The organism is Pseudoduganella sp. jia 9 (assembly GCF_055502615.1).
Window position 1 is genome coordinate 291,291 of sequence record NZ_JBUPWE010000009.1, and the last position, 17,216, is coordinate 308,506.

The 17,216-nt window shown below is 66.9% G+C and carries 15 protein-coding genes; 14 read left to right on the forward strand and 1 reads right to left on the reverse strand.

Going from position 1 to position 17,216, the window contains the following annotated elements; all coding sequences use genetic code 11:
• The first annotated feature begins 4 nt into the window (after positions 1–4).
• Positions 5–688, forward strand: coding sequence for a PEP-CTERM sorting domain-containing protein (locus tag ACY34H_RS13860; RefSeq protein WP_464978066.1), 684 nt, complete (start codon positions 5–7; stop codon positions 686–688).
• A gap of 60 nt (positions 689–748) precedes the next feature.
• Here the strand turns inward: ACY34H_RS13860 and orn are convergent, their stop codons facing one another.
• Entirely contained in the window at positions 749–1,345 is a 597-nt protein-coding gene (gene orn / locus ACY34H_RS13865; RefSeq protein ID WP_464978067.1) for an oligoribonuclease, read from the reverse strand.
• Positions 1,346–1,392: 47 nt separating this feature from the next.
• On the opposite strand from orn, the gene ACY34H_RS13870 reads away from it, so the two are divergent.
• From ACY34H_RS13870 to cheB, 13 genes are all read left to right on the forward strand, one after another.
• Entirely contained in the window at positions 1,393–2,673 is a 1,281-nt protein-coding gene (locus ACY34H_RS13870) for a M48 family metallopeptidase (protein ID WP_464978068.1), read from the forward strand.
• A complete protein-coding gene (locus tag ACY34H_RS13875) occupies positions 2,670–3,014 on the forward strand; it encodes a 4a-hydroxytetrahydrobiopterin dehydratase (RefSeq protein WP_464978069.1) in 345 nt (114 codons plus the stop codon). Before ACY34H_RS13870 ends, ACY34H_RS13875 begins: the two co-directional genes overlap by 4 nt.
• Positions 3,011–3,907 (forward strand): ribosome small subunit-dependent GTPase A, encoded by an 897-nt coding sequence (rsgA, locus tag ACY34H_RS13880; RefSeq protein ID WP_464978070.1) that lies wholly within the window; start codon positions 3,011–3,013, stop codon positions 3,905–3,907. Before ACY34H_RS13875 ends, rsgA begins: the two co-directional genes overlap by 4 nt.
• 2 nt (positions 3,908–3,909) lie before the next feature.
• Positions 3,910–6,741, forward strand: a complete 2,832-nt coding sequence (locus ACY34H_RS13885) for an ATP-binding protein (RefSeq protein WP_464978071.1) — start codon at positions 3,910–3,912, stop codon at positions 6,739–6,741.
• 110 nt (positions 6,742–6,851) lie between these two features.
• Entirely contained in the window at positions 6,852–7,775 is a 924-nt protein-coding gene (gene argF / locus ACY34H_RS13890; protein WP_464978072.1) for an ornithine carbamoyltransferase, read from the forward strand.
• A gap of 19 nt (positions 7,776–7,794) precedes the next feature.
• Positions 7,795–8,202, forward strand: coding sequence for a VOC family protein (locus tag ACY34H_RS13895; protein ID WP_464978073.1), 408 nt, complete (start codon positions 7,795–7,797; stop codon positions 8,200–8,202).
• Positions 8,203–8,220: 18 nt separating this feature from the next.
• A complete protein-coding gene (locus tag ACY34H_RS13900; RefSeq protein ID WP_137316729.1) occupies positions 8,221–9,453 on the forward strand; it encodes an argininosuccinate synthase in 1,233 nt (410 codons plus the stop codon).
• 133 nt (positions 9,454–9,586) lie between these two features.
• Entirely contained in the window at positions 9,587–11,389 is a 1,803-nt protein-coding gene (locus tag ACY34H_RS13905; protein ID WP_464978074.1) for a methyl-accepting chemotaxis protein, read from the forward strand.
• 10 nt (positions 11,390–11,399) lie between these two features.
• Positions 11,400–11,852: a chemotaxis protein CheW gene (locus tag ACY34H_RS13910; RefSeq protein ID WP_464978075.1), complete on the forward strand. Its 453-nt coding sequence runs from the start codon at positions 11,400–11,402 to the stop codon at positions 11,850–11,852.
• Positions 11,849–13,198, forward strand: a complete 1,350-nt coding sequence (locus ACY34H_RS13915) for a CheR family methyltransferase (protein ID WP_464978076.1) — start codon at positions 11,849–11,851, stop codon at positions 13,196–13,198. The genes ACY34H_RS13910 and ACY34H_RS13915 overlap by 4 nt, the downstream gene beginning before the upstream one ends.
• A gap of 8 nt (positions 13,199–13,206) precedes the next feature.
• The gene (locus ACY34H_RS13920; protein WP_464978077.1) at positions 13,207–13,782 is read left to right on the forward strand and encodes a chemotaxis protein CheW; all 576 of its coding nucleotides are present in this window, start codon (positions 13,207–13,209) and stop codon (positions 13,780–13,782) included.
• The gene (locus tag ACY34H_RS13925) at positions 13,779–16,145 is read left to right on the forward strand and encodes a hybrid sensor histidine kinase/response regulator (RefSeq protein ID WP_464978078.1); all 2,367 of its coding nucleotides are present in this window, start codon (positions 13,779–13,781) and stop codon (positions 16,143–16,145) included. Before ACY34H_RS13920 ends, ACY34H_RS13925 begins: the two co-directional genes overlap by 4 nt.
• A complete protein-coding gene (gene cheB / locus ACY34H_RS13930; protein ID WP_464978079.1) occupies positions 16,142–17,170 on the forward strand; it encodes a chemotaxis-specific protein-glutamate methyltransferase CheB in 1,029 nt (342 codons plus the stop codon). The genes ACY34H_RS13925 and cheB overlap by 4 nt, the downstream gene beginning before the upstream one ends.
• The last annotated feature ends 46 nt before the right edge of the window (positions 17,171–17,216 follow it).

The window sequence follows — 17,216 nt, forward strand, 5'->3', positions numbered from 1 at the left end:
CACCATGCCCAGACTACCAGCACTCGGCGTACTTTTTTGCAGCCTCCTGGCGGTAACCCATGTTCACGCGGCGCCGCTCACGCTGACGACGCATGCGAAAGGCGATGCCGGTGTATTCGAGCTCTGGGACTATAACGGCCTCGGCGATATCCAGGGAACGGGACCATTCGAGCTGACGCTGTCGACCACCATCGACACTGCGGGCGGGACGGGAAATTTCAGCACGCTCGCGGACATCGATATCGGCCTGACCTATGGCGGCGTGACACGGCACACAACGATCAACGACCTTATCTTTGTCGGTACCTCCGCCGGCACCGATGGCGCCGGCAACGCGGCGACCGTGCTGAGCATTTCCTTCGACGAGTTCCGCTGGTCGAACTGGGGCGTGACGATGGACCTGTCCCAGCGGCTGGTATTTTCACCCGAGGTGCTGCCGCTGGGCCAGTTGCCATCCTACGCCAGCGTACCGCTGCAGCCCGTCACGGGCGAAGTCTCGATGGGCTTCACGTACAACAACGACGTCATCACCCTCGGCCTGGGCCGCGGCGAAGGAGCCATCACGCAGGCAGGCTTCCAGATCACCAGCGCGGTTCCCGAACCGGGCAGCCAGGCGATGATGCTTGCCGGGCTGGCCGTGTTCGGCGCGGCGGCCAGCCGGCGGCGCTCGCGTACCGTCGACGCCTGACGCCATATGCCTCCCGCGCATGGCGTCGCGTGGCGGGAGAGCGGCATCACGGCTCGCGCATTACAGCTTAATGAAGTGCTCGCGGTAGTACTTCAGTTCCTCGATCGACTCGAGGATGTCGGCCAGCGCGGTATGCTTCTGCGCCTTCTTGAAGCCGGACACCACTTCCGGCTTCCAGCGCCGGCACAGTTCCTTCAGCGTCGACACGTCCACGTTCCGGTAATGGAAAAACGCTTCCAGTTGCGGCATGTAGCGCACCATGAAGCGGCGGTCCTGGCCGATGGTGTTTCCGCACATCGGCGATTTGCCTTTCGGCACCCACTGCTTCATGAAAGCGATGTATTCCTCCACGGCCTGTTCTTCCGAGACCGTGGACGCCTTGACACGGTCGATCAGCCCGGACCGGCCGTGCGTGCCCTTGTTCCAGGAATCCATCGCATCGAGCGTGGCGTCGGACTGGTGGATCGCCAGCACGGGCCCTTCGGCCAGCACGTTCAGGTGCATGTCGGTGACGACCATCGCCACTTCGATGATGCGGTCGGTATCGGGTTCCAGGCCCGTCATTTCCATGTCGACCCAGACCAGGTTCATTTCGTTGGGGCGCTGCTGCTGGGGGGCGACCGGAGTGGTGACGGAAGTATCGTTCGCTTGTGACATAATTCTCTCTTGGCCAGACTAAACCGCCATTTTCTCACAGGCATAGAATGTATTCACACGGGTTTTCATTATTGTTTGCCGCCTTTCTGGTGCTCACGCTGGCCGTCCGTTTCTGGCTGGCGTCGCGCCAGCTGCGGCACGTGCTGGCCAATCGCGGCGCGGTTCCCGCCGAATTCGCCGCCACGATTCCGCTGGCGGCACACCAGAAAGCGGCCGACTACACGATCGCGCGCACCAGGTACGGCATCGTGACGATGTTCGTCAATGCCGTGGTGCTGGTGGGCTTTACGCTGCTGGGTGGCCTGCAATGGCTGTCGGTACAGGTGTTCGGGCTGACCGGCGGCGGCATGGCATACCAGATCGGCCTGCTGGTGGCGTTCGCCGCGATCTCGGGACTCATCGACGTGCCGATCGACTGGTATCGCCAGTTCCGCCTCGAGGAGCGCTTCGGTTTCAACAAGATGACACCCGGCCTGTTCCTGGCCGACATGGTCAAGGGCCTGCTGCTGGCCCTGGTGCTCGGCCTGCCACTGGCGTGGATCGTGCTGACACTGATGTCCAGTGCCGGCGAACTGTGGTGGCTGTATGCATGGTTCGTGTGGAGCGGTTTCCAGCTGTTGATGATGGTGCTGTTCCCCACCGTGATCGCGCCGCTGTTCAACAAGTTCACCCCGCTGGCCGACGAAACGCTCAAGGCGCGCATCGAAGGCCTGATGAAACGGGTCGGCTTCGCTTCGAAGGGCCTGTTCGTGATGGATGGTTCGAAGCGCAGCGCGCACGGCAACGCGTATTTTTCCGGCTTCGGCGCGGCCAAGCGCATCGTGTTCTTCGACACGCTGCTGGCGCGCCTGGCCCCGCAGGAAATCGAGGCGGTGCTGGCACACGAACTGGGGCACTTCAAGCTGAAACACATCGTCAAGCGCATCGCGCTGATGTTCGCGCTGTCGCTGGCATTCCTGGCGCTGCTCGGCTGGCTGAAGAACCAGATGTGGTTCTACACCGGCCTGGGTGTGTCGCCGCTGATCGCCCCCGGCCAGGGCAACGATGCGCTGGCGCTGATCCTGTTCATGCTGGCATTGCCCGTGTTCACGTTCCTGTTCGGGCCACTGGCCTCGCTCAGCTCGCGCAAGCACGAATTCGAGGCCGACGCTTTTGCCGCGCAGCACACAGACGCACGCGACCTGGTATCGGCGCTGGTCAAGATGTACGAGGATAATGCGTCGACGCTGACGCCCGACCCGCTGCACTCGGCCTTCTACGACTCGCACCCGCCGGCATCGGTGCGCATCCAGCATCTGCATCGGCACCCGAACATGGCGCACGCATGATCACGCACGCCGACCAGTTGCGCAGCCTGCACTGCGCCCACGCCACGGACCCGCTGGACGCGGCGGAGGCGGCCCGCCTGCTGTCCCTGCTCGATGGCTGGGCCATCGATGCCGGCCGCCTGACGCGGGCCTACGGCTTCAAGGATTACTACCAGACGATGGCCTTCGTGAATGCCATCGCCTACATCGCCCACTGCGAAGACCATCACCCGGAACTGGTGGTGGGCTACAGGAATTGCGTGGTGCGCTTCGATACCCATTCGGTGAAAGGATTATCCCTGAACGATTTCATTTGCGCCGCCAAGGCGGACACGCTGGTACGGGTGGCGGGCCACCCATGAAAAAGGAACAGCGCACCGGCCTCATCATCGCGGCGCATGGCCGCCATTACCTGGCCGAAGCGGACGGCACGCGGCTGCAATGCGTCACGCGCGGCAAGAAGACCAACGTCGCCGTCGGCGATATCGTCGACCTGACGCTGACCTCCCCCGACCAGGCCGTGATCGACAGGATCCAGGAGCGCAAGACGCTGCTGTACCGCTCCGATCAATACAAATCGAAGCTGCTGGCGGCGAACGTGACGCAGCTGTTCATCGTGGTCGCCACCGAACCCGGCTATACCGACGACCTGGTGTCGCGCGCCCTGGTCGCGTCCGAAGCGGCGGGCATTTCCGCCCGGCTGATCCTGAACAAGGTCGATGTCACGGAAAACCTCGACAGGACCCGTGCCCGCCTGGAGATGTACACGGCGATGGGCTACCCGGTCCACGAGGTATCGGCGAAAGGCCGGCCGCAGGAAACCATCGACGCGCTGGCGCCGCTGCTGGGCAACCAGTCGACGATCCTGATCGGCCAGTCCGGCATGGGCAAGTCTTCCCTGATCAACCTGCTGGTCCCGGGCGCCGACATCGCCACCCGCGAGATCTCGGCGGCGCTCGATACCGGCAAGCACACCACCACATTTACCCGCCTGTACCACCTGGACAGCCATGCCACGGTGATCGACTCGCCCGGCTTCCAGGAATTCGGCCTGTATCACCTTTCCGAAGGCATGCTGGAACGGGCGTTCCGCGATTTCCAGCCTTACCTGGGCAGCTGCAAGTTCTACAACTGCCGGCACCTGATCGAACCGCAGTGCGGCGTGCTCGATGCCGTGCGCGCCGGGAAGATCGCCAAGATGCGGCACGAGCTGTACGGGCAGCTGCTGCACGAATCGGCGCAAACGCTCTACTGACCATGGACCTGTTCGCCGGCGACGACGCGATAGCGCAGTGGGAGCTGGCCTTGCCGGGGCTGTCCGGCGCGGCGCGCCTGCCGGTGCTGGTGGCGCTGGCCTGGCACCTGCGCCAGCGCGACACCGGCCGCGCCGGCGCGCTGGCCGACGAAGCCGAAGCCCTGCTGCCGGAAGCGGATGCCGCCGCGCGCGGCGCGCTCGCCGCCAGGCTGCAATTGTTGCGCGCCGAGATGCGCTGGCTGATGGGCGAGCTCGATCGCGCGCAGTCGATGGCCGAATCGGCCCGCGATGCGTTCCGCGCCGCCGACGACATGGCCGGCTGCGCGGACGCGCACTGGCTGTGCGCCTGGATCGCCGTGGACCGCGGCGATCACGCCTGCCGCGACCAGGAACTGGAGCGCTGTGCCGCCGCGGCGCATGCCGCCGTGCATGTACCCGGCAATGCCGACCGGGCGGCGATCGCGGAAGCGGCCAGCGCCCGCTGGGCGGTGCTGCGCGACCTGGACACGGCGCGTGCCCGCTGGGGAGAACACTTCGCGCCGGATGTGGCGCGGCCGCCGGCGCTGGACTGCTGGGTCCACGACTTTCTCGCCATGGCTGCCAGCCAGTCCAGCGATTTCGCCGGCGCCGCACGCCACTACCTGCGCACCTACGAGGCCGCGCTGGCGACGGGCCAGGTGCGCACGGCCATCATCGCCGCCACCAATATCGGTGAAAAATTCTCCAACCTGAACGATCACCACGCCGCGCTCGAATGGATGCAGCGCGCGCTCGACACGGCGCGGCCGAAGGGTTGGCCGCGCAGCACGGCGGCGGCGCTGCTGCACACCGGCGACACGCTGCGCCGGCTGGGGCGGCTCGATGCCGCCGGCGAGCTGCTGCGCGAAGCCCTGGACCTGCTGCAGCCCTATGCGAACAGCCGCCTGTACGCGATCGCGCTGCAGTACACAGGCGACCTGTGCCTGGCGCAAAGCGACTACCAGGGGGCGCTGGCGGCCTTCGAACAGCTGTCGCTGCGCGCCGATGCACTCGACCAGGCCGACTTCCGGATGGTGGCACGGCGCGGCTGCGCCCATGGCCTGTGCTTCCTCGGCCGGCCCGCCGAGGCGATGGTGCTGGCGCAGGAGGCGATCGGCCTGGCCGCCGGCCATCACAACCTGTACAACCAGGTGGCCGGGCTGCGCGTGCTGGCACTGATCCACGGCAGGCACGCCCTGCCCGGCCCCGTTGGCATGCGCGAAGCCAGCCCGGCGCTGCATTACCTGCGCCAGGCACTGCAGGTGGCCGCCACGATCGACGGCTACATCGTCCCGGGCGACCTGTACGACGCGCTGGCCGAGCAATACGCCCGCGTGGGCGATTATCGCGAAGCGTACCTGACGGCGCGCGCCGCCAGCGCCGCGCGCGAGAAGACCCACAGCCAGGAGGCGACGCGGCGCGCCATCGCGATGCAGTTGCACCGGCAAACCGAGAAGGCGCGCGCCGAGGAACGGCACCACCGCGCGCTGGCGGTGTCAGAGGCGGAGCGCGCCGAGCTGCAGCAGCAGACCAGCGCCATCCTGCAGCGCCTGTCCGCGATCGGCCAGGAAATCACCATGCACCTGGACGCCGATGGCATCTACGACGTGCTGAGCCGCTATGTGCATGCGCTGCTGCCCGCCTATGCCTTTGCGATCGTGCTGCAGGCGCCGGACGGCGCCACGCTGGCACTGGCATTCGGCATCGAAGCAGGTGCGCCGCTGGCGCCGTTCACCATCGCGCCGGACGACGAGACCGCCTGGAGCCGGCGCTGTGTGCGCGAGCGGCGCGAAATCGCGGTGGACGACCTGGCTCGTCATTCCCCGGCCGTGGACGGCTGCGCGCAGTGCGCCAGCGCGCTGTTCGCGCCACTGCTGGTGGGCGAGCGCGTGCTGGGGGCGATGACCGTGCAGGCACGCCAGCGCGCCGCGTACGGCGAACGGGAACGGCTGATCTTCCGCACGCTGTGCGCCTATGGCGCCATCGCGCTCGACAACGCGCAGGCGTACCGCCAGTTGCAGGAAGCGCAGTCGCAGCTGGCGGCGCAGGAAAAGCTGGCCGCGCTGGGCGCGCTGATGGCCGGCGTGGCGCACGAATTGAACACGCCGATCGGCAACAGCCTGCTGATCGCCAGCACGCTGGAACAGAGAACGCTCGAACTGGAGAACGCCCTGAACGGGCCCGGCCTGCGCCGTTCCGAACTGGCCGCCTACATCGACGATGCCCGCAAGGCGTCGGAACTGGTCATGCGCGGCCTGCACAGTGCCGCCGACCTGGTTGCCAGCTTCAAGCAGGTAGCGGTGGACCGCACCACCGAACAGCGCCGCCGTTTCCAGCTGCACCAGGTTACGCACGAGATCGTGGCCACGATGATGAACCGGATCCGCGCTTCCGGGCACCGGATCGGTTTCCATGTACCGGAAGGGATCGAGCTGGACAGCTATCCCGGCCCCTTCGGCCAGGTCATCACCAACTTCATCAATAACGCGCTGCTGCACGCCTTCGACAACCGCGCGGGCGGCACCATGCAGCTGACGGCCAGCGCCGGGCCGGACGGCAAGGCCGTCATCGTGTTCGAGGACGACGGCGCCGGCATCGCGCCGGAGCACCTGTCGCGCATCTTCGATCCATTCTTCACCACCCGGCTGGGCCGGGGCGGCAGCGGCCTCGGGCTATCGATCAGCTACAACATCGTCACCGGCCTGCTCGGCGGGCAGATCGCGGTGGCCAGCAGCGGCGCCGGTACCGCATTCACGGTGGAGCTGCCGCTGGTGGCGCCGCACAACGATCCGGAACGCCAGCCGCCGATCTATTAGTCCCCGGCAAAACCCCTTATAATGATTTGCCAACTTGCCGCGAAGGCCCGGCCATCCGGCGAGCCGATTCAAGTGTGCAGCACCATCGCGCCGCCCAATCCGTTGTGAATATGTCTACAAAACCGATCAAGCATTATCTCCAGTTTTCCGACTTCACCCTCGAAGAGTACGAATACGTGATCGAACGCGCGCACATCATCAAGCGCAAGTTCAAGAACTACGAGATCTATCACCCGCTGATCGACCGCACGCTGGTGATGGTGTTCGAGAAGAATTCCACCCGCACGCGCCTGTCGTTCGAGGCCGGCATGCACCAGCTGGGCGGTGCCGCGATCTACCTGAACACGCGCGATTCTCAACTGGGCCGCGGCGAACCGGTGGAAGATGCGGGCCAGGTCATGTCCCGCATGTGCGACATCATCATGGTGCGCACGTTCGGCCAGGAGATCATCGAGCGTTTCGCCGCCAATTCGCGGGTGCCCGTGATTAACGGCCTGACCAACGAGCACCACCCATGCCAGGTGTTTGCCGACATCTTCACCTACTACGAGCACCGCGGCCCGATCGCGGGCAAGACGGTGGCCTGGGTGGGCGACGCCAACAACATGCTGTATTCGTGGCTGCAGGCGGCCGAGGTGTTCGGCTTCCATGTCAACGTGTCCACGCCGAAGGGCTACGACATGGACATGTCGCTGGTCTCCACCAACCGCTTCACGCTGTTCGACAATCCGTCGGACGCCTGCGCGGGCGCCCACCTGGTCAATACCGACGTGTGGACCAGCATGGGCTACGAAGAAGAAAACGCCGCGCGCCTGAAAGCCTTCGACGGCTGGATCGTCGATGGCGCCAAGATGGCGCGCGCGGCCCCGGACGCACTGTTCATGCACTGCCTGCCCGCGCACCGCGGCGAGGAAGTCGCGGCGGAAGTCATCGACGGCCCGCAGTCGGTGGTGTGGGACGAAGCGGAAAACCGCCTGCACATCCAGAAGGCGCTGATCGAATACCTGCTGCTGGGCCGCCTCGACAGCAAGTAAGACATCGCGAAAGCCATCCATGATCGACCACATTGGAATCATCGTCACCGATTTTGCCAACAGCCGCGCGTTCTACCAGAAAGCGCTGGCACCGATCGGCTATGCCATGCTGATGGAACTGGGCCCGGAGATCACGGGTACCGTTCGCGTAGCTGGCTTCGGCGAGGACCGGAAGCCCGACTTCTGGATCTCGGAAGCGGCACCCGGCAGATCCGCTGGCAATGCGGAACACGGCCACGTGCACGTTGCGTTGCGCGTCGCCAGCCGCGCGCTGGTCGACGCGTTTTACGCGGCGGCGCTGGCGGCCGGAGCGCGCGACAACGGCGCACCGGGCATCCGCGCCCACTATCACCCTAATTATTATGGCGCCTTCGTGCTGGACCCGGACGGGCACAACATCGAAGCGGTCTGCCACGATCCTGTTTGAATGTAGATTGGAATTGCAATGAGCGACATTAAGAAAGTAGTCCTCGCCTACTCCGGCGGCCTGGACACCTCCGTCATCCTGAAGTGGCTGCAGGATAACTACCACTGCGAGATCGTCACCTTCACGGCCGACCTGGGCCAGGGCGAGGAACTGGAACCGGCACGCGCCAAGGCGCTGAAGTTCGGCATCAAGCCGGAAAACATCTACATCGACGACGTGCGCGAGGAATTCGTGCGCGACTTCGTGTTCCCGATGTTCCGCGCCAACACCGTGTACGAAGGCGAATACCTGCTGGGCACGTCGATCGCCCGCCCGCTGATCGCCAAGCGCCTGATCGAGATCGCCAACGAGACCAACGCCGACGCGATCTCGCACGGCGCCACCGGCAAGGGCAACGACCAGGTGCGCTTCGAACTGGGCGCCTACGCGCTGAAGCCGGGCGTGAAAGTGATCGCGCCGTGGCGCGAGTGGGACCTGCTGTCGCGCGAAAAGCTGCTGAAATACGCCGAGGATGCCGGCATCGCCGTCGACATGAAGCACAAGAACGGCGGCGCGCCCTATTCGATGGACGCCAACCTGCTGCACATCTCGTTCGAAGGCCGTCACCTGGAAAATCCGAGCGCCGAAGCCGAGGAATCGATGTGGCGCTGGACCGTGTCGCCGGAGGCGGCACCGGACCAGGCCGAGTACCTCGACATCGAATACGAGAAGGGCGACATCGTGGCCCTGAACGGCAAGCGCATGAGCGCGGCCGAAGTGCTGACGGAGCTGAACCGCGTGGGCGGCAAGCACGGCATCGGCCGCCTCGACCTGGTCGAGAACCGCTATGTGGGCATGAAGTCGCGCGGCTGCTATGAAACGCCGGGCGGCACCATCATGCTGAAGGCGCACCGCGCGATCGAATCAATCACGCTGGACCGCGAAGTGGCGCACCTGAAGGACGACCTGATGCCGCGCTACGCCTCGCTGATCTACAACGGCTACTGGTGGGCACCGGAGCGCGTGGCGCTGCAGACGCTGATCGACCACACGCAGCAGACCGTGAACGGCTGGGTACGCGTCAAGCTGTACAAGGGCAATGTCATCGTCGTCGCGCGCGATTCGAAGACCGACTCCCTGTTCGACCAGACCATCGCCACGTTCGACGAAGATGGCGGCGCGTACAATCAGGCCGACGCCGGCGGCTTCATCAAGCTCAATGCGCTGCGCATGCGCATCGCGGCCAACGCCCGCATCAAGCGCGGCCAATAAGCCATCCTTCGGGAAACGAGGGCTGCCGGGTGGCAGCCCTTTTTACTTCCGCCGTGCTCGCCCCACACGCGGAAAGTGATACATTGCCCACGACACGAACTCTTCGGAGGCGACAAGAACGATGATCCAGAACATGAGCATCAAGAACAAGCTGTACGCCAGCTTCGGCGCGATCCTGGCGATCCTGCTGATTTTGCTGGTGCTGGCCTACAACAACTTCTCCCGCCTGTCGGAGGCCAACGAGTGGGACCGGCATACCATGCAGGTACTGCACGCGATCGATGGGGTCAGCCTCGCCGTGATGGAAGTGCAGGCTGAAACCCGCGGCTTCTACCTGACCGGCGCCGAGGCGCGCATGACCAGGGTGCGTGCCGAGCTGGCCAGGGTGCCCGCCGCGGTCGCCGCGCTGCAGAAGCTCGTTGCCGACAATCCGCCGCAGCTGGCGCGCGTGCGCCAGCTTGAAACGTTGATCAACGCGTGGGTGCGCGATGTGATCGAGCCGCAGACCGCGCGCCGCGCGCAGCTGGGCGACGCGCCGGGCGCCGCCGACGTCATCGGCCGCATGCCGCAGTTCCAGCAGGGCAGCCCTGCCGTGAACGCGGTGCACGCGCTGCTCGACCAGGCGCGTGCGGAGGAAAACAGCCTGCTGGCGGAACGCTCGCAAGCCGCCACCGAACTGCGGCGCGACATGAACCTGGTACTGCTGGCCGGTGGTGCCGTCAGCGTGCTGCTGGGCATGCTGATCGTCTGGCTGCTCACCCAGGCGATCATGGGTCCGCTGAACAACCTGACCAACGTGGTGAGCCGCATCGCATCCGGCGACCAGGGCGCGCGCGTCGAAGTGGTGTCGCGCGACGAACTGGGCCAGGTCGGCATGGAATTCAACCGGATGGCCCAGTCGATCCAGGATAACCAGCAGCGCGAACGGGCGGCCACGGACGAACTGCGCGCGAAAGTCGATTCCCTGCTCGCCGTGGTGTCGCGGGCCGCCTCGGGCGACCTGACCGGCAAGGTGGACATCGGCGGCAGCGACGCCATCGGCCAGCTCGGCCACGGCCTGGCGCGCATGTTCGACAACCTGCGCCTGCTGCTCAACAATGTGCAGAAGGCCGGCATCCAGGTCACCACGTCGGCCACCGAGATCGCCGCGTCGGCCAAGCAGCAGGAGGCCACCGGCGTCGAGCAGGCGCAGACCAGCGTCGAAGTGCTGTCGACCACGAAGGAAATCTCGTCGAACACGTCGCAGCTGCTGAAGACGATGGAAGACGCCACCGCGGTGGCCGACTACACGACGACGGCCACCGCCGAGGCGCAGGAAAACCTGCGCCGCATGGATGCGACCATGCAGAACATGGTCTCGGCCACCGATTCGATCAACGCCAAGCTGGCCGCGCTGTCCGAGAAGGCATCGAACATCAACAGCGTGCTGACGACGATCACGAAGGTGGCGGACCAGACCAACATCCTGTCGCTGAACGCCGCGATCGAGGCCGAAAAGGCCGGCGAGGCGGGCCGCGGCTTCGCGGTGGTGGCCACCGAGATCCGCCGGCTGGCGGACCAGACCTCGGTATCCACCTGGGACATCGAGCAGATGCTCAAGGAGATGCAGTCCGCCGTATCCGCCAGCGTGATGGGCATGGACAAGTTCTCCGAAGAGATCCGCCGCAACGTGGGCGAAGTGCGCGCGGTGACCGACCATCTGTCGGGCATGATGGACCAGGTGCGCAAGCTGGCGCCCCAGTTCGATGCGGTGCTGCAGGGCATGCAGGCGCAGGCGGTGGGTGCGCAGCAGATCTCGGAAACCATGATGCAGCTGAACGATGCCACGCAGCAGACCGTCGAATCGCTGAAGGCCACCAGCGAGGCGGTGCACCAGCTGCAGTACGCGGCCAGCGACCTGCAGACGTCAGTGGCCACGTTCGCGGTCAACGTCTGATCCGGCCGTCATGAAAGTGCTGGTCTTCCACATCGGCGCTGACCGTTATGGACTGCCGCTGGCGGCGATACGGCGCGTGCTGCCGCTGATGGCGCTGAAGGCCCTGCCCGGCGCGCCGGCCGCGGTGGCCGGCCTGATGAACCTGCACGGAGCCAGCATTCCGGTCATCGATATCAGCACGCTGGCCTGCAATACCGGCGCCGCGCGCCGCGTGGACACGCGCATCGTGCTGGTCGACTACACCGGGCCGGACGGCGCCTTGCACGAACTCGGCCTGGTGGCCGAACGCGTGCAGGGCGTGCAGGACGTCGATGACGGCGCGCTGGCGCCGGCCGGCGTGCTGGCAGCGCCCTTCCTCGACCGCGTGGCCGGCGACGGCCAAGGCATCGTGCAACTGGTGGAGCCGGACCGCATGTTGCCCGATGCCCTGCGCGCCCTGCTGTTCCAGGGCGATCCGCGATGAACACGCTGGAGCGGCTGCGCGCGGCCACGGGCATGAACCTGAGCGGCGAAACCGTCGAGCGGGCGGTGCTCGGCCGGATGGCCACCACCGGCATTGCCGACCGCCAGCAGTACGACCAGGGCATCGACGAGACCGAACTGGCGGCGCTGGTGGAACTGGTGGTGGTGCCGGAATCCTGGCTGTTCCGCGATCCGCAGGCATTCGCCGTGGCGGCGGCCTACGCGCAGCGGCGCCTAGCCGCTGGCGAGCGGCAACTGCTGCGCATGCTGTCGATCCCGTGTGCCGGCGGCGAGGAGCCATACACGCTGGCGATGGCGCTGGTCGATGCCGGGGTGCCGCCAACGGCGTTCGCGATCGACGCCGTCGACCTGTCCACCGCCTGCATCGCGCGCGCCCAGGAAGGCATATACGGCCGCAATGCGTTCCGCGGCAAGGAACTGGCCTTTCGCGACCGGCACTTCACGCATGTGGAAGACGATCTGTACCTGATCGACCCAGCGCTGCGGCGGCGGGTGCGCTTCCGCCAGGGCAACCTGCTGGCGAGCGATCTGGCGCCGGCGCGCAGCTACGACGTGATCTTTTGCCGCAACCTGCTGATCTACTTCGACGCCCCGACCACCGCCGCCGCGATCGCGCGGCTGGCCGCGCTGCTGGCCGACGACGGCGTGCTGCTGGCTGGCTACGCCGAGGTGCCGTCGTTCGTGCAGAACGGTTTCACGCCGCTGCCTTACCGCCAGGCGTTCGCGCTGCGCAAGGATGGCGCGCCGGAGGACGGGCCCTATGCCGGCCTGCCCCTGCCGATGAGCGAGGCAGCCGCCGAGCGGCGCCGGCGCCCGCAGCCCGCGGTCCAGCCGCGCGAGCGGCGGGCAGTGCCCCGGCCGGCGGCCCGACCGCCCGCTGCCGTGCCTGCGGCGCCAGCCCATGCCGTCCCGCGCCGTTCAGCCCTGCCGCCGGCCGCACCGCCGCCGATTACGCCGCCAGCGGCGCCGGCGGGCACGCTGGACGAGGCAAGCCGCCTGGCGGACCTGGGCCTGCGGCGCGAAGCGGAAGCGCTGTGCCGCGCGCTGGCGGCACGCGAGCCGGACAACGCCGGCGCCTGGTTCCTGCTGGGACTGCTCACCGAAGATACCGCGCCGGACGAGGCGCAGGCGCACCTGCGGCGCTGCATCTACCTTGCACCGGACCACTACGACGCGCTGTGCCACCTGGCCCTGCTGGCGGGACGGCGCGGCGACGCGGCGGCACGCGACAACCTGCAGGAGCGCGCCGCACGCGTGTGGCGGCGCAGGGCTGGCCAGGCAGGAGGCCAGGCAGGCGGTCGGACAGGAGACAAGGCCGAACCATGAATGGAACGATGAATACAGTCACACCACCGGAACCCCGCCAGCGCAGCACGGACGGCGCCATCGACGACGCCTACCTGCAGGAGTGGGCCGAACACTTCCGCGCTCCGCTTGCCCGCAGCGAGGCCGCCGACGCCTCGGCCGTGGCATTCCGCATCGGCGCCGAATGGCTGGCGCTGCCGACGCCGATGCTGCTGCGCGTCGCGCCCCATGTACTGCCGCACCGGGTGCCGCACCGCACCGCGCGCGGCCTGCGCGGGATCGTCAACGTGGGCGGGCAGCTGCATCCATGCATCGCACTGGCCGACCTGCTCGGCATCGACGCCGACGGCGGCAGCGCGCGTAGCGGGCGCCACACGTTCGCGCGGCTGTTGCTGGTGCAATGGGAAGCGCGTGCCTACGCGCTGCCGGTAGCCGACCTGCACGGCATCGTGCGCTATGCCGAAAGCCGCGTGCAGCCGCCGGCGTCAACCATCAGCAAGGGCCTGCAGCGTTACCTGTCCGGCGTGGTGGCCGAGGGAGAGATGCGCATCGGCCTGCTGGATGCGGCATTGCTGGGGCCACAACTGGCGAGGGCCTTGCGATGAGCGGACCGCGTGCTCCCGACGGCGACCTGTCGCAGTTTTCGATGCTGGAACTGTTCCGCATGGAGGCGGAGAGCCAGACGCAGGCGCTGACGGACTGCCTGCTGTCGGTCGAGCGCCATGCCGATCCGGCGGCGCTCGAAGCGATGATGCGGGCGGCCCACTCGATCAAGGGCGCTGCCGCCATCGTCGGGCTGGACGTGATCGTCCAGCTGTCGCACGGCATGGAAGATGCGTTCATCGCCGCCCAGCACGGCCTGCTGAAACTGAGCCCGAACCGGGTCGACGTGCTGCTGGCCGGCGTGGACCTGATCGTGCAATGCTCGCACCTGCAGGAGAGCGGCCTGCAGGACTGGCTGGCAAAACAGGGCGACACGATCCGGCGCACGATGGACGCGATCCGGAATATCGCGTTCCTGCCCGAGCCGGTGGCCGCGCAGGCCTCGCCGGCTCCTGTATCGGCTCCTGTATCGGCTCCTGCATCGGCTCCGGCTTCCGCGCCGGCCGCAATGCCCGAGCCGGGTTCCGCGGCAGCGGCGCTGCCTGCCGCCGCATCGCTTGCGACCCCTGCCGCCGCGGTGCCCGAACCGGCGCGCGATCCCGCCCCGCCGGCCGCTCCGGCAGAAACGCCGGCACCGCGCGGCAAGCCCGCCGTGCAGTCGGACCGGCTGCTGTCGCTGGCCGGCGAGGCGCGCATCGCGGCGCACCAGATGCAGCCGCTGATCCAGGCGATGCAGCGGCACAAGCGCCACCAGGCCGCGCTGTTCACCGCGCTGGACGATTTGCAGGAAGCGATCGACCGCAGCGGCGACCCGGTACTGCGCGACAAGGTGGCGCAGGTGGTGCACCGCGGCCAGCCGTTGAAACAGTTCATCCTGGCGCACGTGGGCGACATGGAGCAGTACGAACGCCGCCTGCTGAATGTGACGCAAGGCATGGTCGATGAAGTGCTGGCGCTGCGCATGCGGCCATTCCGCGACGGCGTGCATCACTTCCCGCGTATGGTGCGCGACCTGGCCCGCAGCCTGGGCAAGGATGTCCGGCTGGAGATCCGCGGCGAGGACACGCTGGTCGACCGCGATATCCTGGCCCGCATCGAAAGCCCGCTGAACCACATGCTGCGCAATGCCGTCGACCACGGCATCGAAGCACCCGGCGCGCGCGCGCACGCGGGCAAGCCGCCGCACGGCACCATCGTGCTCGAGGCGCGGCACCGCGCCGGCATGCTGAACATCGACATCCATGACGACGGCGCCGGCGTCGATCCGGAGCGCATCCGCGCCGCCGTGGTGGCGCGCCGCATGGCCGCGCAGGCGATGGCCGACACGATGTCGCACGCGGAGCTGATGCAGTTCCTGTTCCTGCCGGCGTTCAGCCTGAAGGCCGAGGTCACCGAGATATCCGGCCGTGGCGTGGGCCTCGATATCGTGCACGACACGATCCGCGAGCAGAACGGCACGGTGCGGCTGGAATCGGTGCCGGGGCAAGGCTTCCATACCCACATCACGCTGCCGCTGACGCAGTCGATCGTGCGTTCTCTGGTGGTGGACATCGGCGGCGAAGCTTACGCGCTGCCGATCGTCAAGGTGGAGCGGGTGCTGCAGGTGCAGCGCACCGCCGTCCACACACTGGAAAGCAAGCAGTTCTTCGAATTCGAGGGCGAGAACGTGGGGCTGGTCTCGGCCGCCCAGGTACTGGAACTGGGCGAGATGAGGCCCCAGGAACTGCTGCCCGTCATCGTGGTGGGCAGCGGCGCCCACCGTTACGGGCTGGTGGTCGACGCGATCCGCGGCGAGCGCAGCCTGACCGTGCACAACATCGATCCGGTCTTCGGCAAGCTGCGCGACATCGCCGCCGCCGCCCTGCTGAATGATGGCGACCCCGTGCTGATCCTCGACGTTTCCGACCTGCTGATGTCGATCGACAAATTGCTGGCCGAAGGCGGCCTGCACCAATTGGCGCGCGCCGGCGGCGCGGCAAAGCGTAGAATGAAACGCATCCTCGTCGTCGACGATTCGCTCACCGTGCGCGAAATGGAGCGCAAGCTGTTGACCGGCCGCGGCTTCGAGGTCGACATCGCCGTCGATGGCATGGACGGCTGGAACGCGGCGCGTTCCGGCGACTACGACCTTGTCATCACCGACGTCGACATGCCGCGCATGGACGGCATCGAACTCGTCAACCTGATCAAGAAGGATCCGCATTTGCACACATTGCCCGTGATGATCGTGTCCTACAAGGACCGGCCGGAAGACCGCGCGCGAGGCCTGGCCGCCGGTGCCGACTACTACCTCACGAAAGGCAGTTTCCATGACGAGACCCTGCTGGACGCGGTGGCCGACCTGATCGGGGATGCGTTCCGATGAAGATCGGTATCGCCAACGATGTCGCGATGGCGGCGGAAGCGCTGCGCCGCGTGATTGCCGGCACCAAGCTGCACCAGGTGCTGTGGATCGCCCGCACCGGCCTGGAGGCCGTGCGCATGTGCGCAGAGAACCGGCCGGATCTGGTGCTGATGGACCTGAACATGCCGGAACTCGATGGCGTGGAAGCGACGCGGCGTATCATGGCCGAGTCGCCGTGCGCGATCCTGGTCGTCACCGGCCAGCCGCAGGACAGCGTCAACCAGGTGTTCCGCGCGCTCGGCGCCGGTGCGCTGGACGTGACCGCGACGCCGATCCTGATTCCGGGCCATGACCAGGGCGCAGCCCAGTTGCTGGCCAAGCTGCGCACGATGGAAAAGCTGATCCGGCATAGCGGCGGCGTGCAGGCACTGCCACCGCGCGGCACCGCACCGGCCGTCGAACGGGCGGTGCCCGGCTTGCGCTCGCTGGTGGCGATCGGCGCCTCGACCGGCGGCCCGGTGGCCGTGGCGCGCATCCTTGCCGACTGGCAGGCCCCACCGGACTGCGCGATCGTGGTCGTGCAGCACATCGACGAGAACTTCGCCGATCATTTCGCCAAGTGGCTCGGCGACCAGCTGACGATGCCGGTGCGCCCGATCGAACATGGCGATCCGTTGATGGGCGGAACCGTGATGATAGCTAAAAGTAACGACCATTTGGTACTGGATGAAAATCACCAACTGGGTTACGATGCTGTGCCGAAAGATTATGCCTACCGCCCATCGGTCGACGTCTTCTTCCGCTGCGTGGCGCAGCACTGGCGCGACGATGCGATCGGCATCCTGCTGACCGGCATGGGCCGCGATGGCGGCGAAGGCTTGCTGGCCATGCGCCGGGCCGGCAAGACCACGGTCGCGCAGGACCAGGCAAGCAGCGCCGTCTATGGCATGCCGCGCGCGGCCGCCGAACTCGATGCGGCGCAGCTCGTGCTGCCGCTGCAAAAGATCGGCCCGTTTTTACGCAATATCACTGGAGGCAAACCCTAGGGAAGCAACCCTGAACGCCGCCAGCGTTCAACCGTTGTATCAACCC

Coding starts and splice junctions, on each gene's coding strand:
- ACY34H_RS13860 (WP_464978066.1), top strand. CDS start 5: ATGCCCAGACTACCAGCACTCGGCGTACTTTTTTGCAGCCTCCTGGCG.
- orn (WP_464978067.1), bottom strand. CDS start 1,345: ATGTCACAAGCGAACGATACTTCCGTCACCACTCCGGTCGCCCCCCAG.
- ACY34H_RS13870 (WP_464978068.1), top strand. CDS start 1,393: ATGTATTCACACGGGTTTTCATTATTGTTTGCCGCCTTTCTGGTGCTC.
- ACY34H_RS13875 (WP_464978069.1), top strand. CDS start 2,670: ATGATCACGCACGCCGACCAGTTGCGCAGCCTGCACTGCGCCCACGCC.
- rsgA (WP_464978070.1), top strand. CDS start 3,011: ATGAAAAAGGAACAGCGCACCGGCCTCATCATCGCGGCGCATGGCCGC.
- ACY34H_RS13885 (WP_464978071.1), top strand. CDS start 3,910: ATGGACCTGTTCGCCGGCGACGACGCGATAGCGCAGTGGGAGCTGGCC.
- argF (WP_464978072.1), top strand. CDS start 6,852: ATGTCTACAAAACCGATCAAGCATTATCTCCAGTTTTCCGACTTCACC.
- ACY34H_RS13895 (WP_464978073.1), top strand. CDS start 7,795: ATGATCGACCACATTGGAATCATCGTCACCGATTTTGCCAACAGCCGC.
- ACY34H_RS13900 (WP_137316729.1), top strand. CDS start 8,221: ATGAGCGACATTAAGAAAGTAGTCCTCGCCTACTCCGGCGGCCTGGAC.
- ACY34H_RS13905 (WP_464978074.1), top strand. CDS start 9,587: ATGAGCATCAAGAACAAGCTGTACGCCAGCTTCGGCGCGATCCTGGCG.
- ACY34H_RS13910 (WP_464978075.1), top strand. CDS start 11,400: ATGAAAGTGCTGGTCTTCCACATCGGCGCTGACCGTTATGGACTGCCG.
- ACY34H_RS13915 (WP_464978076.1), top strand. CDS start 11,849: ATGAACACGCTGGAGCGGCTGCGCGCGGCCACGGGCATGAACCTGAGC.
- ACY34H_RS13920 (WP_464978077.1), top strand. CDS start 13,207: ATGAATACAGTCACACCACCGGAACCCCGCCAGCGCAGCACGGACGGC.
- ACY34H_RS13925 (WP_464978078.1), top strand. CDS start 13,779: ATGAGCGGACCGCGTGCTCCCGACGGCGACCTGTCGCAGTTTTCGATG.
- cheB (WP_464978079.1), top strand. CDS start 16,142: ATGAAGATCGGTATCGCCAACGATGTCGCGATGGCGGCGGAAGCGCTG.